This window comes from Streptomyces sp. NBC_00386, assembly GCF_036063235.1.
In the GTDB taxonomy this organism is placed as follows: Bacteria; Actinomycetota; Actinomycetes; order Streptomycetales; family Streptomycetaceae; genus Streptomyces.
The window spans coordinates 6,508,886-6,528,757 of sequence record NZ_CP107950.1 but is presented as its reverse complement, the minus strand read 5'-3'; the positions used below and the strand labels follow the sequence as shown (position 1 = coordinate 6,528,757).

16 protein-coding genes are annotated in these 19,872 nt (G+C 69.4%); 4 read left to right on the top strand and 12 right to left on the bottom strand.

The window, feature by feature from the left end:
* Positions 1-72: 72 nt before the first annotated feature.
* Entirely contained in the window at positions 73-2,154 is a 2,082-nt protein-coding gene (locus OG780_RS28575; protein WP_443062220.1) for a transglycosylase domain-containing protein, read from the bottom strand.
* Between the two features lie 321 nt (positions 2,155-2,475).
* Between OG780_RS28575 and OG780_RS28570 the strand changes: the two genes are divergently transcribed.
* Positions 2,476-2,703 carry an FmdB family zinc ribbon protein gene (locus tag OG780_RS28570; RefSeq protein WP_328452896.1) on the top strand — a complete coding sequence of 76 codons (228 nt, stop codon included), beginning with the start codon at positions 2,476-2,478 and terminating at the stop codon, positions 2,701-2,703.
* A gap of 393 nt (positions 2,704-3,096) precedes the next feature.
* On the opposite strand, the gene OG780_RS28565 is transcribed toward OG780_RS28570, so the two are convergent.
* Genes OG780_RS28565 through OG780_RS28555 form a run of 3 tightly spaced genes read right to left on the bottom strand, consistent with a single transcriptional unit; the run spans position 3,097 to position 7,678 of the window.
* A complete protein-coding gene (locus tag OG780_RS28565; protein ID WP_328452894.1) occupies positions 3,097-3,948 on the bottom strand; it encodes an HAD family hydrolase in 852 nt (283 codons plus the stop codon).
* A complete protein-coding gene (locus OG780_RS28560) occupies positions 3,948-6,464 on the bottom strand; it encodes a phosphoribosyltransferase (protein WP_328452892.1) in 2,517 nt (838 codons plus the stop codon). The genes OG780_RS28565 and OG780_RS28560 overlap by 1 nt, the downstream gene beginning before the upstream one ends.
* Before the next feature lie 44 nt (positions 6,465-6,508).
* On the bottom strand, positions 6,509-7,678 hold the full coding sequence (locus OG780_RS28555; RefSeq protein WP_328452890.1) for an HpcH/HpaI aldolase/citrate lyase family protein: 1,170 nt from the start codon (positions 7,676-7,678) through the stop codon (positions 6,509-6,511).
* 180 nt (positions 7,679-7,858) lie between these two features.
* Between OG780_RS28555 and OG780_RS28550 the strand changes: the two genes are divergently transcribed.
* Positions 7,859-8,761 carry a TerD family protein gene (locus OG780_RS28550; protein ID WP_328452888.1) on the top strand — a complete coding sequence of 301 codons (903 nt, stop codon included), beginning with the start codon at positions 7,859-7,861 and terminating at the stop codon, positions 8,759-8,761.
* A 32-nt stretch (positions 8,762-8,793) separates the two neighbouring features.
* Here OG780_RS28550 and OG780_RS28545 read toward each other — a convergent pair whose 3' ends face one another.
* The 6 genes from OG780_RS28545 to OG780_RS28520 all read right to left on the bottom strand — a co-directional run bounded on the left by OG780_RS28545 (position 8,794) and on the right by OG780_RS28520 (position 13,452).
* Positions 8,794-9,531, bottom strand: a complete 738-nt coding sequence (locus OG780_RS28545; protein ID WP_328452886.1) for a TerD family protein — start codon at positions 9,529-9,531, stop codon at positions 8,794-8,796.
* Between the two features lie 96 nt (positions 9,532-9,627).
* Entirely contained in the window at positions 9,628-10,776 is a 1,149-nt protein-coding gene (locus OG780_RS28540) for a DUF475 domain-containing protein (protein ID WP_328452884.1), read from the bottom strand.
* Between the two features lie 134 nt (positions 10,777-10,910).
* The gene (locus tag OG780_RS28535; RefSeq protein ID WP_328452882.1) at positions 10,911-11,486 is read right to left on the bottom strand and encodes a TerD family protein; all 576 of its coding nucleotides are present in this window, start codon (positions 11,484-11,486) and stop codon (positions 10,911-10,913) included.
* 103 nt (positions 11,487-11,589) lie between these two features.
* A complete protein-coding gene (locus OG780_RS28530; protein WP_261702495.1) occupies positions 11,590-12,165 on the bottom strand; it encodes a TerD family protein in 576 nt (191 codons plus the stop codon).
* Between the two features lie 114 nt (positions 12,166-12,279).
* Positions 12,280-12,738, bottom strand: a complete 459-nt coding sequence (locus OG780_RS28525) for a peroxiredoxin (RefSeq protein WP_261702496.1) — start codon at positions 12,736-12,738, stop codon at positions 12,280-12,282.
* A 285-nt stretch (positions 12,739-13,023) separates the two neighbouring features.
* Positions 13,024-13,452, bottom strand: a complete 429-nt coding sequence (locus tag OG780_RS28520) for a DUF3052 domain-containing protein (RefSeq protein ID WP_326788028.1) — start codon at positions 13,450-13,452, stop codon at positions 13,024-13,026.
* Positions 13,453-13,917: 465 nt separating this feature from the next.
* On the opposite strand from OG780_RS28520, the gene aceE reads away from it, so the two are divergent.
* On the top strand, positions 13,918-16,665 hold the full coding sequence (gene aceE, locus OG780_RS28515) for a pyruvate dehydrogenase (acetyl-transferring), homodimeric type (protein ID WP_328452879.1): 2,748 nt from the start codon (positions 13,918-13,920) through the stop codon (positions 16,663-16,665).
* Positions 16,666-16,769: 104 nt separating this feature from the next.
* Positions 16,770-17,549, top strand: coding sequence for a potassium channel family protein (locus OG780_RS28510; protein WP_328452877.1), 780 nt, complete (start codon positions 16,770-16,772; stop codon positions 17,547-17,549).
* 172 nt (positions 17,550-17,721) lie between these two features.
* Here the strand turns inward: OG780_RS28510 and OG780_RS28505 are convergent, their stop codons facing one another.
* Positions 17,722-18,024: a small hydrophobic protein gene (locus OG780_RS28505; RefSeq protein WP_326788025.1), complete on the bottom strand. Its 303-nt coding sequence runs from the start codon at positions 18,022-18,024 to the stop codon at positions 17,722-17,724.
* Between the two features lie 123 nt (positions 18,025-18,147).
* Complete coding sequence (locus OG780_RS28500) at positions 18,148-19,767, bottom strand: MFS transporter (RefSeq protein ID WP_328452874.1); 1,620 nt, start codon at positions 19,765-19,767, stop codon at positions 18,148-18,150.
* Positions 19,768-19,872 lie beyond the last annotated feature (105 nt).

The window sequence follows — 19,872 nt, the reverse complement described above, 5'->3', positions numbered from 1 at the left end:
GGACGGAAGGAGCGTGGCGCGGCCACCGGGTGGCCGTCGGCGGGGGCCGAGCCGGACGGTCGGCCGACGGGATCAGCGAAGCGGGCTCATCGCACCGGACCAGATGCCGTACGGCACGTCGGCGACGGGTGCGCCGGCGATCCCCTTGAGCGGGAGCGGTTCGAGGCTCTTGGTGAGGTCGATGCGGTACAGGACCACCGCCGTCGACACGGAATCGTTCGAGCCCGCGTACCAGGCGGCCTTGTCGTCCAGCGTGGCGCCCCGCTTGCCGGCCACCTTCACCGAGAGGGGGGCCGCGCCCGGGTGGCCGATGCGGAAGGAGTCCGCGAGCGCCTCGGTGACCTGGCGGGCCACCTCGGCGCGCATCGCGCGGTGGGGTGCGGGCATGTCCAGCCGGACGCGGGAGCCGTTGCGGGTGATGCGGCGGACCGAGTACGGCTCGTAGTGCGTTCCGTCGGCGGCGAAGGTGGCGTAGGCGCTGGCCATGCGGATCGCGCTGGGGGTGGCGGCGCCGAGGGACATGCCCGGCACCTGCGGTCCGATGCTGGAGGGGAGCAGGCCCGACGCCTCGGCGGTCTCGCGCACCTTGTCCAGGCCGGCGTCCATGCCGAGCTGCATGAACGGGGTGTTCACGTTCTGGGCGAGCGCCGAACGCAGCGAGATCTGGCCGTAGTTGCGGTTGCCCTCGTTGTGGGCGGCGACCTTCTTGCCGCCGCGGTCCCAGTAGGGGCCCTCGGGTGTGCTGACCGGGACGCCGTCGTCACCGTTGTACAGCGTCTCGGGGGTGACCGGTGTGGCCGCGCCCTCGCGGGTCTTGTGGACGCCGTTCTCCAGGGCGGCCGCGTAGACGAAGGGCAGGAAGGCCGAACCGGCGGGGACGGTGGTCGCGTTGGACTCGTTGTAGCCCTGTCTACGGTGGTCGGGGCCGCCGTAGACGGCGAGGATCCGGCCGTCGTCGGCGATCGAGGCGGCACCGTAGTGGGCGGCCTTCGCGTTGTCCGGGTCGTCCTTCTTCGCCTGCTTGCGGGCCTTGGCGACGGCGTCGGTGAGCGCGGTCTCGCGCTTGCGGTCGAAGGTCGTGTAGATCTGGTAGCCGCCGAGGTCGAAGTCCCGGTCGGAGATGTGCCCGGCCTTCTTGGCGTACTGGGTAGCCAGCTGGACCAGGTAGTCGGTCTGCTTTCCGGTGTCGTAGCTCCCGCTCTGCTTGATCGGCTCGGGGAACTTCGTGTACTTGGCCCGCTCGGCGGCCGAGAGCTTGCCGGTCTTGACCATGCGGTCGAGGATCCAGGACCAACGTTCCACGGCGCGTTCGTGGTTGGCCTTGCTCAGGGTCGGATCGTAGAGGCCGGCGCCCTTGAGGAGCGAGGCGAGGAGGGCGCCCTCGCTGGCGTTGAGGCGGCTCACGTCCTTGCCGTAGTAGGCCTGCGAGGCGCGCTGGAGGCCGTAGGTGCCGCGTCCGAACCAGCTCGTGTTGAGATAGCCCTCGAGGATCTTGTCCTTGCTCATCTTGTTGTCGAGCTTGAGGGCGATCATGGCTTCGGTGAACTTGCGGGTCACCGAACGGTTCTGGGTCAGATAGACGTTCTTGACGTACTGCTGGGTGATGGTGGAGCCGCCCTGGGTGTCCCCCTGGCCGACCGTCTTCACCAGGGCGCGGGCCAGACCCTTGGCGGAGATGCCGGGGTCGCTGTAGAAGCTCTCGTTCTCCGCCGCGAGGACCGCCGAGCGCACGTCCTCGGGTATGTCCTTCAGCGGCATGGCCTGGCGTCGTACCCAGCCGGTACGGGCCATCGGGGTGCCGTCCGACCAGAAGTAGACATTGTCCTGCTGGGTGGCATATGTGTTCAGGTTCTGGGGTATGTCCGTTGCCGCGTAGGCAATGACGAGCAGCGAACCGCTCAGGCCTATGGACAGCGCGAAGGCGCCGAGCCATTGCCGCCAGGAGGGCAGCCAGCGCCGCAGGCCGGTCCGGCCGGGGCGTGGATAGGCGGGCTTGAGGCGCCGGGCGTACGGCGTGAGGCGTGCGGCCAGCCGGGCCGGCGCGGAGGGCTGCGAGGGCTTGCGACGGCTGCCGCGACCGCGCTGCGGTCCGGATGCGTCAGCCACGGCGCGCTCCCTCGCCTCGGCGGCCCAAAGACAGGGGATTCGAGGCATCGTTGTGATGCCGGGTCCTGGTCACGACTGCGTCTCCCTCCGCACTCCGGATCTGCGCGCGCGGGTAGTTGCAGCGGCCGCTTTCGCGGCTGCGAGCCCCCCTCCCCGACCTTGCGGCTCGTCGCGGCCCTATTAAATTATCAGCGACCAATGCAATCCCTTCGATCAGTGACGAGACAAAAAAGCTCAGAGGTCAACGGAGTTCACTGGTTCACCCTGCGCGAGCGGCCGTCACTCCCTCTCCGGAAGCCTCGTCGCGCCACGCACGGCGAACGCCGCCGAGCCCTCCGGACGGCGGCCCGTTCCGGATAGCCTGTGCGCATGCCTCGCTACGAGTACCGCTGCCGGACCTGCGGCGACACCTTCGAACTGACCCGCCCCATGGCCGAATCGGCCGCCCCCGCGGCATGCCCCGCCGGGCACGGCGACACCGTCAAACTGCTGTCGACGGTCGCCGTCGCCCGGGGTGGTTCGGCGTCCGCGCCGGCACCCGCACCGCGTTCGGGCGGCGGCGGAGGCGGGTGTTGCGGCGGCGGGTGCTGCGGCTGATCGCGGGGGATTTCTTACCAACTCCTCGCCAACGTCCGAATCCTCACCGGCACGTTCGCCGCGCCATGGTCTCGGTCACACCAACAGGACGGCACCGGGACCAAGTTCCACACATCCCCCGGGATGGCCCGAACCGGGCGCGTCACCCACGAAACGGCCTACAGGCGATCCATTCGCCCGCATCGCATGAATTTATGAATACCGCTCACCTGTTCATGAACCGGGCGCGGGAAGTGGGCGCTGAAACCTGGGCACTTCAGGGATCTGGCCGGGCGTGCCAGGAGCGCGCAGGCGGCTGTGCCGGAAGCGTGCGAAGGCGCGGGTGTGCCGGAGGGAACTCCCCCGGCACACCCGCGCCTTCGCACGGGAACGGAACCGGGTTCCGTGTGCCTGTCAGACCGCTTCGGGGACGCCACCGGCGCCGGGACCACGGCCGGCGCAGATGCCCACGAACTCGCGCAGGATCCGCTCCCCCGCCGCGACACCCCGCTCCGGCAGCGCGGTGACCGCCGGTGCCGTCCAGTCGTCCTCGGCGAGTTCACCGTGGCCCGGACGCCAGCCGCGGTCGGCGGCGAGCAGCAGGTCGGCGTCGAGCAGCGAGTCCCCGGCGGCGAGGGTGAGGACGGCTCCGGTGCGGCGGGCGACCTCGCGCACGGCCGCGCTCTTGGTGAGCGGCCTGGGCACGGCGTAGATCTTGCGGCCCTGCAACGAGACCGTCCAGCCGCGCTCCTCCGCCCACACGGCCAGGTTCTTGACCCACTCCTCGGGGAGGAGCTCGCGCTCCACCACCAGATAGGCGAACAGGTCCTCGGCGACCCGGTGCTTGCGCACCCATTCCGGGTCCGCGGTGGCCTCCAGGTGCTCGCGCACCTCGTCGAGCGGCGCGCACTCGGACGCGAGGCGCTCCTTCACGACCGTGTGCCAGTCGAGGTCGGAGACACCGTCGACGAGCAGGTGCCCGCCGTTGGCGCAGATCGCGTACTTCGGGGCCGGGCCGGGCAGGTTGATGCGCTGGTACTGCTTGCGGGTGCGGGTCGTGGTCGGCACGAAGTGCGCGAGGTCGCCGAGTTCGGTGAGCAGTGCGGCGGCCGTCTCCGTCATGAAGGAGAGCGGTCTGCTCTCGTGCACCTCGACGCAGAGCAGCCGGGGCGCGCGGGCGTCCGGCATGGTGAGGGCGAGCGCGGCGGAGGAGTAGATGAGCGTGCGGTCGAGGTCGCTGGCGACGAGCACCTTGGGCGCGGACATCAGAGGGTCACCGCCTTGCCGTCGGCACCGGTCGCGCCACGCGTGTACTTCGGGTGGATCAACCCCACGCAGGTGTACGGGAGTTCCTCGACCTCCTCGACGGGTACCCCGCGCTGCCCGGCGAGCAGCCGGACGTGGTCGAGGTCGGCGCCCGCTCCGGCGCGCGCGAGGATCTTCCAGGGGACCCGGCGCAGCAGCACCCGGGTGGTCTCTCCGACGCCCGGCTTGACGAGGTTCACGTCGTGGATGCCGTACTCCTCGCTGATCCGCTCGACCGCGGCCCAGCCCTCCCAGGTGGGTTCGCGGTCGGCGGCGAGGAGTTCCTTCGCCCGGTCGCGGGCCGATTCGGCGACGTCGGGGAAATGTGCGGCGACGGCGTCCAGGAACTCGACGGAGACGTCGGAGCCAGCGAGTTCGCGGTAGAACTTAGCGCCGTGGAAGTCGTGTTCGCCGACCAGGTCGGAGCGCAGGACGGTGCGTGAAATGAGCCCGGAGACGGTGGAGTTGAGGCAGGCGGAGGGGATGAGGAAGTCCTCGCGGGTGCCGTACGTGCGCACGCAGGAGCCCGGGTCGGCGAGCACCGCTATCTCCGGGTCGAAGCCGGTGATGCCTTCGGCCTCCTCGAACTCCTCGATGGCGTCGGCGAGTTCGCGGGTGATGGCGCCCTTGCCGGTCCAGCCGTCGACGAACACGACGTCGGCCGGGTCGTGGTGGGCGGCGAGCCAGCGCAGCGCGTTGGCGTCGATGCCGCGGCCGCGGACGATCGAGACGGCGTAGTGCGGCAGGTCGAGGCCGTGCTGGTGCTGGGCCCAGCGGCGCATCAGGACGCCGACGGGGGTGCCGGCGCGGGCCAGGGACACCAGGACGGGACGCGGGGACCGGTCGGCCAGCACGAGTTCGGTCACGGCGCCGACGGCCTCGGCGATCCGGGCGGCGGAGGTGTCGAGGGCGGCGCGGAACAGGTCCTGGTACTCGGCGCTCGGCTGGTACTCGACCGGCAGCGATTCGGCGTAGTGGGCGCCGCCGCTCTGGATCGCCTCCTCGCGCTCCTCGGTCGGCGCCTCCAGCGTCACGTCCGACAGGTCCTGGAGCAGCCAGCCGACCTCGTCGGGGGCGTACGAGGAGAAGGCGGGGCCGCGGAGGGGCTCGGGCAGCATGGAGGGCCTTTCGGTGGACGGCCGTACGGGGACGTACGAGGGCACGACGGCGAGCAGGACGTGCGGGGTGTGCGCCGCCAACTGTGCCAACAGGCCGTCGGGTGCGTGCAGTTCGGGGGTGTCGGCGGTGGAGTCGACGACCGCCACGACGGCGTCGAAGCCGGCGCCCGCGACGTTGTAGGCGTAGCGCTCGCCGGGGCCGTCGTCCGGGGCGTCGTGGGCCGGGAAGGCGATGCGGCTGCGGATCGCGTAGCCGGGGTCGTCGAGGGCGAGCACCGGGGAGCGGGTCGTGGTGGAGAAGCGCACCTCGGCGGGGACCGCCCGCTCCAGCTCACCGGCCAGTCGCAGCGGCGCGTACATCAGTTCCTCGAAGCCCAGGACCAGGACGCGGCTCGCGCCGTCGGGCAGGGCGTCGGCGAGCCGTGCCGCCATGGCGGGCAGGGCCGCCTCCAGGCGTATTCGGTGTCCGGGGGTGAACCCGTGCCGTCCGCCGTCGGGGAGGCCGTGCGGCCAGCCGAGGCCGACACGGACGGCCGGGCTCGCGGGGGCGGGGGTCTCGGGTGCCGCCGGTTCGTGCCGGGCGACCAGGGCGGTGCCCTTCGCCAGGACGTCCTCGGGCAGGCGCACCGTGCCGGAGGCGGCCGCGACCAGGTCGACGCGGGCGCCGATGTCGCCGGCGAACTTCTCGAAGCGGGCGTGGTCGGCTTCGGAGCGCATGTCGACCAGTGCCACGACGACGTACCGCTCGCGCGGGTAGCGCCGGTGCAGGTCGCGGATCGTGTTGAGGACGGTGTTGCCGGTGGAGAACTCGTCGTCGACGAGGACCAGCGGGCCGGAGCCCGCGAGCAGGCCCGGGTCCTCGGGGAGGAGGAGGTGCGAGGTGGCGTGCGAGTGGGACTCCTCGAAGCCGCCCGCCCGCCGGACCCCGCGGACCGGGCGCCGGGTGGAGTGGAGGTAGGGGGCGACGCCGATCCCGTCCGCGACGGAGTGGCCGAGCCCGGTGGCCGTCTCGGCGTACCCGAGGACGACGGCCGCGCGGGCGTCCTCGGTGCCCAGCAGTTCACGTACCCGGTGGCCGAGCTCGACGCCGTACCCGTGGACCACGGCCGGCGACTGCGGCACATGCTTGCCGAGGACGTTCGAGACGAGCAGGTGGGCCCGCTTCGGGTTGCGCCGCAGCGCGAGTCCCAGCAGGCCCTTCAGCCCTTCGTCGCCGACGAGCTCGACGCCGAGCCGCTCGGCGACCCAGGTCCCGGTCCACACCGCGGCGTCCGTGGCGTCCGCGGGGTCCGGGCTGTTCGTGCCGTCCGGGCCGCTGCCGCCGTCGGGGTGGTTCGGGTCATGAGCTGGGATGTTCATCTGTTCCTTGCTGTCGGGGGTGCGCGTCGCTCGGCCGGGCCGGCTCACGCCGGGAGTCCGGCGGTGAGCAGCTCGACGAAGCCGATGTCCTCGTGGGCGACCCCGAAGACCTCGGCACGCAGCAGGGTGCGCTCGGCCCAGGCGCGATGCGGCTTCACCTCGTTCATTTTGTTCGTGTACGCCGACCTCAGTACACCCCCGCCGCCGCGCTCGGGCCTGAGGATGTCCTGGGCGTCACTGAATTCCTCGTGGCTGACCACGGACAGCGCGTGTACGGGCAGCACGTGCGAGGGGTGGATGCAGGTCTTGCCCATCAGGCCGTTGGCCTGGTCGAGGGCGATCTCGCGCAGCAGTCCGTCCATCGCGTGTTCGAGCAGCCTCTCGCGCAGTTCCTCCGCCTCCCCCTCCAGGAAGGGGCTGCGGCGCAGCAGCGGCTTGAACATGCGTTCCTGGACGCGGAAGTACTCCCACACGGGCCCGGTGACGGTGAAGCCGGTGCCGTCGGCCCGCCCCAGCATGTTCACCACGTCGGCGATCACGGAGGCGACCACCTGAACGTCGTAGGCGGTCATGTCGGGGGCGCGGCGCAGTCCGTACGAGGAGCAGAAGTCCGTCACGCCGAGGCGCAGCGCGAGCACGCGGTCGCGGTACTTGTCGACGGCGCGGGAGATGCCCTCCAGGGTCTCCACGCGTGATTCGCGGTAGAGCAGCTCGGGCGACTCCAGGACGGGCATGGCGAACAGCCGTCTGCCGCTCTCCGCCTCGGCGTCGGCGAGGGCCTCCAGGAAGGGGGTGCCGCGGTCCTCGGTGAATTTCGGCATCACGAAGCCGGACAGCAGCCGGACGGCGGGGCCGAGGCGCCGTACGAGATCGGGGATCTGCTCGGGGTGGCGGACGCGGACGAACAGCAGGGGCGGTTCGCCGGTGTCCGGGCGGGCCGCGAGGTCGGTGAACTGGCGGACCAGGTTCTCCTCGGCACCGACGACCTCGGAGTCGTCGATCGAGTCCTCCAGGCACAGCACCATCGAGACCACACCGCGCGTGGTCTGCTTGACGATGTCGTCGGCCAGTGTCGGCCGGGTCGCCGGGCTGTACAGCGTCGCGCCGAGGGCGGCGGCGAGCACTCTGGCCGGAGAGTCGGAGGTGAAGACTCCGGGCTCGCGGTGGAAGAGGCGCTGCCGTTCCACCGGGGTGACGTGACCGAAATGACGCATGGGACTCCCCCGCGGCGGCTAGGTGGCCGAATGTGATGTGGCCGGTAATAGTACGTACTTATCCATGTCAGGGATTCCCACCGGGCGTGAAGTTCAGGTAACTGCGCCATGTCCAACACCGGCCGGTTCGCGAACGACCCCGCATTGTCGTGACCAGGACCGACAGGGCAGGATGACCGCATGACGCACGCGATGCTGAAAGGGTCGAACGTCCCGCTGGACGCTACAGCGGTGCGCGCCGTCCTGCGCTGGACGCCCGGTCAGGGTGTCCCCGATGTCGATGCCTCCGCGCTGCTCCTCGGCCCCGACGGTCGTGTGCGATCCGACGAGGACTTCGTCTTCTACAACCAGCCCCGCCATCCGTCGGGCAAGGTGTGGCGGCTCGGCAAGAAGCGCGGTGCCGAGGGCCTCACCGACACGATCCAGACGGATCTGACGGGTGTCGAGCCCGGCGTCGGACAGATTCTCCTGGTCGCATCGGCCGATGACGTCACCTTCGACCGCGTACGTGATCTGCGCATTCTGCTGTACGACGCGGCCGTCGCGGACGGTGAACCCCTGGCGTACTTCGACATCAAGCCGGAGACCGGTGCGGAGACCGCGCTGATCTGCGGCGAACTGTACCGGCGCGGTGAGGGATGGAAGTTCCGGGCGCTCGGCGAGGGCTACTCCAACGGCCTGGTGGGGCTCGCGACCGATTTCGGGATCTCGGTGGACGAGTCGGAGGCGGCCGCGGCCGCCTCCGCGCCGGAGCCGACCGCCTGGGCCTCGCCCGCCACGGCTCCCGAGACCTCGCAGCCGCTGCCGCCCGAGCATTCCGCCCCGGTCACCCAGCAGCCGGCCCCCGTCCCGCAGCAGCCCGCCTACGGCTATCCCGGGCCCGCCGCCCCGGCCGCGACCGGCCCGGCGTACGGCTACCCGCAGCCGGCCGGCAGGCAGGCGGATCCTTCCGCCTACGGCTACCCGCAACCGCAGAGCGCGCCGGCCACGCAGCCCGCGTACGGCTTCCCGCAGGCGGTGGGCTCCGGGCCGGACCCGGACTTCCGGCTGCCGCCGCAGGGACCGCAGTTCCTGTCCCGCTGAGTCCGGCGGACGTGGGCACGAGCGGCCGGCCGCTAACGGCCGGCCTTCGACTTGTAGCCGCGGCCCCACTGGAGCCCCCAGCCGTAGAGACGGTCGAGTTCGGCCTGGAAGCCGTACACGAACCTGACCTCGCGGCGTACGGTCACCTCGCCCTTGTCGCACTCGATCATGACGACGGCGCAGGAACGGGCCTGCGGATGGCGTTCCTCCAGGCCGATCTCGATGCGCGGGCCGTTGCTCGGATAGAGCGTGATGACGGCGTGCGTACGGTCGAAGGCCGGGGTCTGGTCGTAGATGTAGACGAAGACCAGCAGGCGTTTGATGTCGTCGCGGTGGTCGAGGTTGACGTAGGCCGTCTCGCCCGACCCGGAACCGAAGCGGTCGTCGCCGCTGAGCTTCACGAACGGCGGGGCGTTGAGTTCGCCGAAGAAGCTGCCGAGCGGCTGGACTACGCCTTTGGTGCCGTCCGTCAGCTCGTACATGACGCCGAGGTCGAGGTCGACGTTGACCATGCTCTGGGTGTGCGCCTGGACCATTTCCGGCTTGAAGGTGCGGAAGGGATGGCGCAGCAGGCTGCCGCGCTGCGGCCCGCCGATGTCGGAGGTGCGCATCCGCCAGGACAGGTTGATGCGGAGGTTGCCGCTGGCCGCGCCCTGCTTGGTGAGTGAGACCGTGTGGTTGCGCTTGGTCATTTCGATGGAGTTGGACGCCGCGCTGCCGGAGTCGAAGTCCGCCGAGCGGCCGCGCCACAGGTCCTGCCAGATGCCCATTCGGCCCCCCACGTCCGTCGGTATGCGGCGGGGCGGCTGCCGAGGACTCGTCCTCGACAGCCGCCCCGCTCAGAGCGTTCCTCAGCCGGAGGGGTGTCACACCCCGGACGAGACCTCAGCCTTCTCGTCCGAGGTCGGGCCTTTTCCCTCGGCCTCGGCGAGCGCCTTGTTGCGGCGCACGGAGGACCAGAAGGACCAGGCGATCAGGACGACGCCGACGAGTCCGGTGATGACCTCGTTGATCTCGTACTGGATGGTCACGAGAAGGATGACCGCCAGAGCGCCGATCGCGTAGTGCGCGCCGTGCTCCAGGTAGACGTAGTCGTCGAGGGTGCCCTGGCGGACCAGGTAGACCGTGAGCGACCGGACGTACATGGCGCCGATGCCGAGGCCGAGAGCCATGAGCACGATGTCGTTGGTGATGGCGAAGGCGCCGATGACGCCGTCGAAGGAGAAGGAGGCGTCCAGCACTTCCAGGTAGAGGAACATGAAGAACGCGGCCTGGCCGGCGAGGACGACGGCCGGCTTCTTCTTGCCGGTCCGCTCGGCCTCCTCCTCTTCCTCGTGTTCGCGCTCCTCCTCCTCTTCGAGCTTGTCCTCGAAGTAGCCGGAGAGGCCGCCGACGATCATGTAAGTGATCAGGCCGGCGATGCCGGAGATGAGCACCGTCTGTGCCTTGTCGACGTGTCCGCCGCCGTGCTGGTGGGCGTGGACCGCGAAGGTCATGGAGGTGATCAGCAGAATGATCAGGGCGATGCAGACCGACAGCATGTCGACCTTGCCGAGCTTGGCCAGCGGCCGCTCGATCCAGCGCAGCCACTGGATGTCCCGGTCCTCGAAGATGAAGTCGAGGAAGATCATCAGCAGGAACATGCCACCGAAGGCCGCGATCGACGGGTGGGCGTCGGTGACCAGCTGCTGGTACTGGTCCTTGTCGTTCAGCGCGAGATCGACCGCGTCGATCGGGCCGATCTTGGCACTGATGGCGACGATCACGACGGGGAAGACCAGCCGCATGCCGAAGACGGCGATCAGGACGCCGACCGTGAGGAAGATCTTCTGCCAGAAGGCATTCATCTTCTTCAGGATCCCGGCGTTGACCACCGCGTTGTCGAAGGACAACGAGATCTCCAGGACGGCCAGGATCGCCACGATCCCGAAGGCGGTCCACCCGTCGTAGGCGGCCGCCGCCGCCAGCCCTAGCACGGTGATCGCGAACGACCAGCCGAAGGTTTTCAGAAGCACTGGCTACCCAATCATCGTGTGGTGGGGGCACCCCCAAGCGGTGGCTCGGGGTGCGCAACCCTCGTGCCGCACTCGGCTTTACCTACTGTTGACCACGAAGTCTAAGGGGCCGCCTTCGGCTGATACAGGTGGGTCTAGGAAACGTTGACCCCGAAGTCGAGCGCGATCCCCCGCAGGCCCGACGCGTACCCCTGACCGACTGCACGGAACTTCCACTCGGCGTTGTAGCGGTAGACCTCGCCGAAGATCATCGCCGTTTCGGTGGAGGCGTCCTCGGAGAGGTCGTAACGGGCGAGCTCCTGGCCGTCGGCCTGGTTGACGACACGGATGAAGGCGTTGCCGACCTGGCCGAAGGTCTGGCCGCGATTGTCCGCGTCATGGATGGAAACCGGGAAGACGATCTTGTCGACCACGGCGGGGACCTTGGCGAGGTCGATCAGGATCGACTCGTCGTCGCCGTCGCCCTCACCCGTGAGGTTGTCGCCGGTGTGCTCCACGGAGCCGTCCGGGCTCTTGAGCTGGTTGTAGAAGATGAACCACTCGTCCCCGAGCACACGGCCGCCGCTGCACAGCAGGGCGCTGGCGTCGAGGTCGAAGTCGGCTCCGGTGGTGGAGCGCGCGTCCCAGCCGAGCCCGATCAACACGTGTGTGAGGTTCGGTGCGGCCTTCGAGAGGGAGACATTGCCCCCCTTGGCGAGCGTGACGCCCATGATGCTGGTCCTCCCGAGGTGCGATCTTCTTTTTGGTACGGACGGTCCGGTGCCGCACCGAGGCGGTGCGGCACCGGACCGGGATGCCCGAGGGCCTGCGGACTCAGACGTTGACGCCGAAGTCCTGCGCGATGCCGCGCAGGCCCGAGGCGTAGCCCTGGCCGATGGCACGGAACTTCCACTCGGCGCCGTTGCGGTAGAGCTCGCCGAAGACCATCGCGGTCTCCGTCGAGGCGTCCTCGGAGAGGTCGTAGCGCGCGATCTCCGCCTCGCCGGCCTGGTTCACCACGCGGATGTACGCGTTGCGGACCTGCCCGAAGGACTGCTGACGGTTCTCGGCCTCGTAGATGGAGACCGGGAACACGATCTTCGTGATGTCGGCGGGAACGGTGGCGAGATTGACCTTGATCTGCTCGTCGTCGCCCTCGCCCTCACCGGTGATGTTGTCGCCGGTGTGCTCCACCGAGCCGTCCGGGCTCTTCAGGTTGTTGAAGAACACGAAGTTCTGGTCGGAGCTGACCTTGCCGTCCGCGTTCGTGAGGATGGCGCTGGCATCGAGGTCGAAGTCCACGCCGGTGGTGGTACGGGCGTCCCATCCCAGACCGACGATGACCGCGGTCAGTCCCGGGGCCTCCTTCGACAGCGATACGTTGCCGCCCTTGCTGAGGCTGACTCCCACGAGTCCTCCCAATGGTGTTCAGGGGCGGGGAGCCCCGTAGGTGCGTTGGTATCGGATCAACGGTTCGATCCTAGTGACGGGTTCCCGTGCCTTGCAGGGCTTGGAACCGAAGAATCACAGGGTGTCGAGCGCCTTGACGTACTCGTTCAGGTCACGCGCGTCCGGCAGCGCGTTGACGACCGTCCAGCGGACGACGCCTTCCTTGTCGATGATGAACGTGCCGCGCACGGCGCAGCCCTTGTCCTCGTCGAAGACGCCGTACGCGCGCGAAATGTTGCCGTGCGGCCAGAAGTCGGAGAGAAGCGGGTACTCCAGGCCCTCCTGCTCGGCGAAGACGCGCAGGGTGTGGATGGAGTCGTTGGAGACCGCGAGGAGCTGGGTGTCGCGGTCCGTGAACTGCGGCAGGTTGTCACGCAGGGAGCACAGCTCGCCGGTGCACACGCCGGTGAAAGCGAAGGGGTAGAAGAGCAGTACGACGTTCTTCTCGCCACGGAAGTCGGACAGCTTCACGGTGGCGCCGTGGTTGTCCTTCAGCTCGAAGTCCGGGGCCTTGGTGCCGACCTCGATGGCCATAGTCACTCGCTTCCCTTCCAAGGGTCTGTTCGGGTGACGACCAGCGTACGCAGTGATCGGCTCCCGGCGGCGGCGCGACCCCCACCGGGTCCCCCGGGTGGTTGCGCGGACCCCGCCGGACCGGCCGGCGGGCGCGACGGAGAACCCCGCCGGGCCTGCCGGACAGGACCGGCCGACGGGGCGGCCCGGGAGGCCGTCCGGACCGGTTCGGGGCATGCGTGAGGCCCCCGCCGAGGTGGCTCGACGGGGGCCTCACGATGCTCTGCTGGCAGACGGAGCTGCAGCTCAGCGCTTCGACTTGGGGGTGGCCAGGCGGGTGCCCGACCATTCCTTGCCGACGGAGATGCTCTTCGTCTGGGAGAGGCCGGCTGTCTGTGCGGCATCACTGATGTCGCTGGGCTCGACGTAACCGTCCCTGCCGGTCTTCGGGGTCAGCAGCCAGATCTGGCCGCCGTCCTCAAGGAGACCGATGACGTCCACCAGTGCGTCCGTGAGATCGCCGTCCTCGTCCCGGAACCACAACAACACCACGTCTGCGACGTCGTCGTAGTCCTCGTCGACCAGATCCTGGCCGATCAGCGATTCGATGCCTTCACGGAGCTCGTGGTCAACGTCGTCGTCGAAGCCGATCTCCTGGACCACCTGTCCGGGCTCGAACCCCAGCCTGGCGGCCGGGTTGGTCCGCTCCTCCGCGTGGTCCGCGGTCGCGCTCACGGCTTGCCTCCTGATCATGTTTCGGAATTGGGGTCTCCCTCTGCTCGTCCAGAGCCGGGGGATCTCAGCCACGCGCGTACGCGAAGCGTTGGCCGTAGTCCACACGGGCGGAGCGGATCGCGCAAGTACCCGGCCGTCGAGACCGTCGAAACGGTGACGATCCTGGCAGTGCCGACGCAACTCCCGACGGGCCATCATGACGCCGCGTGACGGGCACCACACACTTCTGCCCCATTTGTTCCCTTCGGAACCCTTGGAGCGTGCGAAAGCCGAACGGCTTTGCGGAACGCGTCACGCCCTGAGCGTATCGTTACGTTTTGGTCGAGACCGTCCCAACGGTCCGCACGGGCGTCTCCATTACCCCCTGGTAGAGATGACGTACTCGTTCGCGGGGTACACGATGGGGATCGGTGCAGATGCAGGGAAAACCCACCGAAGACAGCCCTCTGACAGCGAAGGAACAGCGTGGCTTCCGGATCCGATCGCAACCCGATCATCATTGGCGGCCTTCCCAGCCAGGTCCCGGACTTCGACCCTGAGGAGACTCAGGAGTGGCTCGACTCCCTCGACGCCGCCGTCGACGAGCGCGGCCGGGAGCGGGCCCGCTATCTGATGCTGCGGCTGATCGAGCGAGCCCGTGAGAAGCGCGTGGCCGTGCCCGAGATGCGCAGCACGGACTACGTCAACACGATCGCGACCAAGGACGAGCCGTTCTTCCCCGGCAACGAGGAGATCGAGCGCAAGATCCTCAACGCGACCCGCTGGAACGCCGCCGTGATGGTCTCCAGGGCGCAGCGCCCCGGCATCGGCGTCGGCGGCCACATCGCGACCTTCGCCTCCTCGGCCTCGCTCTACGACGTCGGCTTCAACCACTTCTTCCGCGGCAAGGACGAGGGCGACGGCGGCGACCAGATCTTCTTCCAGGGGCACGCCTCACCGGGCATCTACGCCCGCGCGTTCCTCCTCGACCGGCTCTCCGAGCAGCAGCTCGACGCGTTCCGCCAGGAGAAGTCGAAGGCGCCCCACGGGCTGTCCTCGTACCCGCACCCGCGGCTGATGCCGGACTTCTGGGAGTTCCCGACCGTGTCGATGGGCCTCGGCCCGCTCGGCGCGATCTTCCAGGCGCGGATGAACCGCTACATGGAGGCGCGCGGTATCGCGGACACCTCCAAGTCCCACGTCTGGGCGTTCCTCGGCGACGGAGAGATGGACGAGCCGGAGTCGCTGGGCCAGCTGTCGATCGCCGCGCGCGAGGGCCTGGACAACCTGACCTTCGTCGTCAACTGCAACCTCCAGCGCCTCGACGGCCCGGTACGCGGCAACGGCAAGATCATCCAGGAGCTGGAGTCGCAGTTCCGGGGCGCCGGCTGGAACGTCATCAAGCTGGTCTGGGACCGCACCTGGGACCCGCTGCTCGCGCAGGACCGCGACGGGGTGCTCGTCAACCGGCTGAACACCACGCCGGACGGCCAGTTCCAGACGTACGCCACGGAGACGGGTTCGTACATCCGCGACCACTTCTTCGGCGACGACCACCGGCTGCGCGCGATGGTGGAGAACATGACCGACGACCAGATCCTGCACCTGGGGCGCGGCGGTCACGACCACAAGAAGATCTTCGCGGCGTTCTCTGCGGCCAAGGCGCACGCGGGCCAGCCGACGGTGATCCTGGCGCAGACGGTCAAGGGCTGGACGCTCGGCCCGAACTTCGAGGGCCGCAACGCCACGCACCAGATGAAGAAGCTGACGGTCGCCGACCTCAAGGGTTTCCGCGACCGGCTGCACCTGCCGATCTCCGACAAGGAGCTGGAGGACGGCGCGCCGCCGTACTACCACCCGGGCCGCGACTCGGAGGAGATCCAGTACATGCACGACCGCCGCAAGGGGCTCGGCGGGTACGTCCCGACGCGCGTCGTGCGGTCGAAGCCGCTGGTCCTGCCCGAGGACAAGACGTACGCGAGCGTGAAGAAGGGCTCGGGTCAGCAGTCCATCGCCACGACCATGGCCTTTGTGCGGCTGCTCAAGGACCTCATGCGGGACAAGGAGATCGGCAAGCGGTTCGTGCTGATCGCGCCCGACGAGTACCGCACGTTCGGCATGGACTCGTTCTTCCCGAGCGCGAAGATCTACAACCCGCTCGGCCAGCAGTACGAGTCGGTGGACCGCGAACTGCTGCTCGCCTACAAGGAGTCACCGACCGGGCAGATGCTGCACGACGGCATCTCCGAGGCGGGCTGCACGGCCTCGCTGATCGCCGCCGGTTCGGCGTACGCCACGCACGGCGAGCCGCTCATCCCGGTCTACGTCTTCTACTCGATGTTCGGTTTCCAGCGAACGGGTGACCAGTTCTGGCAGATGGCCGACCAGCTGGCGCGCGGTTTCGTCCTGGGCGCGACCGCCGGACGTACGACGCTGACCGGTGAGGGTCTCCAGCACGCGGACGGCCACTCGCAGCTGCTCGCCTCGACGAACCCGGGCTGTGTCGCCTACGACCCGGCGTTCGGCTTCGAGATCGCGCACATCGTCCAGGACGGTCTGCGCCGTATGTACGGCTCGTCCGAGGAGCACCCGCACGGCGAGGACGTCTTCTACTACCTGACCGTCTACAACGAGCCGCTCCAGCACCCGGCCGAGCCGGAGAACGTGGACGCCGAGGGCATCCTGAAGGGCCTCTACCGCTTCAGCGAGGGCACCTCGGGCACCATCCCCGCCCAGATCATGGCGTCCGGTATCGGCGTCACGTGGGCTCTGGAGGCGCAGCGGATCCTCGCCGAGGAGTGGAACGTCAGGGCCGACGTCTGGTCGGCGACCTCCTGGAACGAGCTGCGGCGCGAGGCGGTCGACGTGGAGCGGCACAACCTGCTGCACCCCGAGGAGGAGCAGCGCGTCCCGTACGTGACGCGGAAGCTGTCCTCCGCCCAGGGCCCGTTCGTGGCCGTCTCCGACTGGATGCGATCGGTTCCCGACCAGATCGCCCGGTGGGTGCCCGGCACCTACCAGTCCCTCGGCGCGGACGGTTTCGGCTTCGCGGACACGCGCGGCGCGGCCCGGCGCTTCTTCCACATCGACGCGCAGTCGATCGTGGTCGCCGTGCTGACCGAGCTGGCCCGTGAGGGCAAGGTGGACCGTTCGGTGCTGAAGCAGGCCGTCGACCGCTACCAGCTCCTCGACGTGAGGGCGGCCGACCCGGGCGCGGCGGGCGGCGACGCGTAGGGCCTGTCGTCTCGGTCGTGCGACGGGACGCGGGGCAGGGCTGACGAGGGGCGGCGGGCCGTGGGCCCGCCGCCCCTCGCCCGTTTTCTTTCTACGATGCGGGCATGAAGGAAGACTCGGCACAGGCCCGTTGGGAACTGCGCACCCAGCGGCCCCTGCTCGTCCTCGCGGTGGCGTTCGCCCTCGCGTACGCCGTGCCGATCGTGGACAGCGACGCCGGCCCATCCGTGACGTTCACCTGCACGGTGGTGGAGTGGGTGGTGTGGGGGGCCTTCGCGACCGACTACCTCGTGCGGCTCGCCCTCACACCGCGACGGATGCCCTTCGTCCGCGGCCACTGGCTCGACCTGTGCGCCGTGATCCTGCCGATCCTCCAGCCGCTGCGGCTGCTGCGGCTCGTCGCCACGCTGATGCTGGTGGGGCGGCGCGCGCGGATGGCCTCGCAGATCCGGCTGACGACGTACGTCGGGGGCGCGGTCGTCGGCCTGCTGATGTTCGGCTCGCTGGCCGTGCTGTCGGTGGAGCGGGACTCACCGAACGGGAACATCAAGACGCTGGGTGACGCGGTGTGGTGGTCGTTCACGACGATGACGACCGTGGGGTACGGCGACCACGCCCCGACGACGGGGATGGGCCGCGTCCTCGCGGTCGGGCTGATGCTCTCCGGGATCGCCCTCCTCGGTGTGGTCACCGCGAACATCGCCGCCTGGTTCATCTCCCGCTTCGAGAAGGACGACGTGGAGGAGCGGCGGCAGACCGCGGCGATCGAGGCGCTGACGGCCGAGGTGCAGGCGCTGCGGGCCGAGGTCGCTGCCCTGACCGGCGGCCCGGGAATCCTGCCGCGTCCCTTGTCGGCGGGCTCGGAGGAACACTCCCCCACCTAGCCCGGGGAGGGTGGGAGGGGAGGGGGGCTCGCTCGTACGGACCTGTGGACACGCTCGTACGGACCGGTGGGCCGCTCGTGCAGACCGGTGGGCGCGCGCCCCGAACACACCGACGGGCCCGCGCGCCGCTCAGGCGGCACACGGGCCCGTATCCGGTTCGGTCCCGCCGGTGTCAGAGCAGGCCGTTGCCCGGTCCGCCACCCAGCCAGATGACCGCCAGGAGTGTGTCGATCGCTCCCAGTACCAGGGCTATCAGCGCCGGCACCGGCCCTGAGCCGGTCCAGCGGCGGCCCATCGCGAGCCACCCGCAGACCATCGCGGCCGGCCCGAGGACGATCCCCAGCGTGAAGAACCCGGCCACCGCGCACACGGTGCCGACGATCCCCAGGGTCGCGCTGTCCGGCCCGGTCCGTGATCCTGTACGGCCACGTGAACGGGGGTGCCTGCGCGTACCGTTTCCGAAACCCGCCATCATCCGCTCCTGAACTCCCGTGACCTCTCGGTCGGTTCGGGTCGATGAGTCGGGTACCCCCGTTTCACGCCCACAGACCCGCCCGCGTACGGGCGGGTCCGTCAGATGTGGCCGACGGGCGGATCGTCAGATGTGGCCGACGCCCGCGCCGGCCTCCGCGTTCTCGCCCCGCTTGGTGAGCAGCGCGACGAAGACGGCCACGACGGCGACACCCGCGGCGACGAGGCAGGCGAGGCTCATGCCGGAGATGAAGGTCTCGTGGGCGACGTCGGTGATCTGCGCGGCGATCGCGGCCGGGGTGTCCTTGGTGACCGGCGCGACGCCGACCCGGACCGCCTCGGAGGCCTGGTCGAGCTGGGCCGGGGTGAGCGGCGGCAGCTTGGCGTCGGTCCAGTTGCCCGGGAGGTCGCTGTCGACCTTGGAGGCCATCACGGCGCCCAGGACGGCCGTGCCGAGGCTTCCGCCGACCTGCATGGCGGCCTGCTGGAGACCGCCGGCGACGCCGGAGAGCTCCATCGGCGCGTTGCCGACGATGACCTCGGTCGCGCCGACCATGACCGGTGCGAGACCGAAGCCGAGCAGGGCGAACCAGACGGACATCACACCGCTGGAGGTGTCGGCCTCCAGCGTCGACATGCCGTACATGGCGATCGCGGTGGCCGCCATGCCGCTCGCGAGCGGGATGCGCGGGCCGAGCTTGGTGATGGCCAGACCCGCGAGCGGGGAGCCGACGATCATCATGCCGGTGAGCGGGAGCAGGTGCAGGCCCGCGTCGACCGGGCTCATGCCGTGCACGCTCTGGAGGTAGAACGTCACGAAGAACAGGCCGCCCATGAAGGCGATGGCCATGAGCACCATCAGCACCACACCCGCCGAGAGCGGGACGGAGCGGAAGAGGGCGAGCGGGATCAGCGGTTCCTTGACCCGCGTCTCCCAGAAGGAGAACGCCGCGAAGCCCAGGACGGACAGACCGAGGAAGAGCCAGGTCTTGCCGTCGCCCCAGCCCCAGGCCGGGGCCTTGATCAGGGCCCACACCAGGCAGAACATCGCGCCGGACAGCAGCACGATGCCGAGGATGTCGAAGGAGCGCGGGGCGTTCTCGGCGCGGTGGTCGAGCAGGATCAGCAGGCCCAGCACGAGGGCGATCAGGCCGACCGGCACGTTGATGAAGAACACCGACTGCCAGCTGACGTGCTGGACGAGCAGTCCGCCGAGGATCGGGCCGCCCGCGGTGGAGGCGCCGATGACCATGCCCCAGATGCCGATCGCCATGTTCAGCTTCTCGGCCGGGAAGGTCGCGCGGAGCAGGCCCAGCGCGGCCGGCATGAGCAGCGCGCCGAACAGGCCCTGGAAGACGCGGAAGGTGACCACGAGGGCGATGCTGTGCGACAGGCCGATCGCGCCGGACGCGGCGGCGAAGCCGGTCACGCCGATCAGGAAGGTCTGCCGGTGGCCGAAGCGGTCGCCGAGCTTGCCCGCGGTGATGAGGGAGACCGCGAGGGCGAGGAAGTAGGCGTTGGTGATCCACTGGACGTCGGCGAAGGTCGCGCCGAGGTCCTTGGCGATGGCCGGGTTGGCGATGGCCACGATGGTGCCGTCCAGGGCCACCATCATGACCCCGACGGCCACGGTGATGAGGGTGAACCATGGATGGCCGCGCAGGCCCGTGGACGGAGCCCGGTCCAACGGGGAGTCCGGAGTCTTGTCCTCCGGGCCCGTCTTGTCGATGGTGGTCTGACTAGTCATTTTTCGAGGCTAGTGACAGCCGCTGACAATTGACAAACTGATTCACAAGTCGGTAACTGTCACGTCGCTCACAGATAGGCTGAACTGCGCGAACAGTTCGGTTGG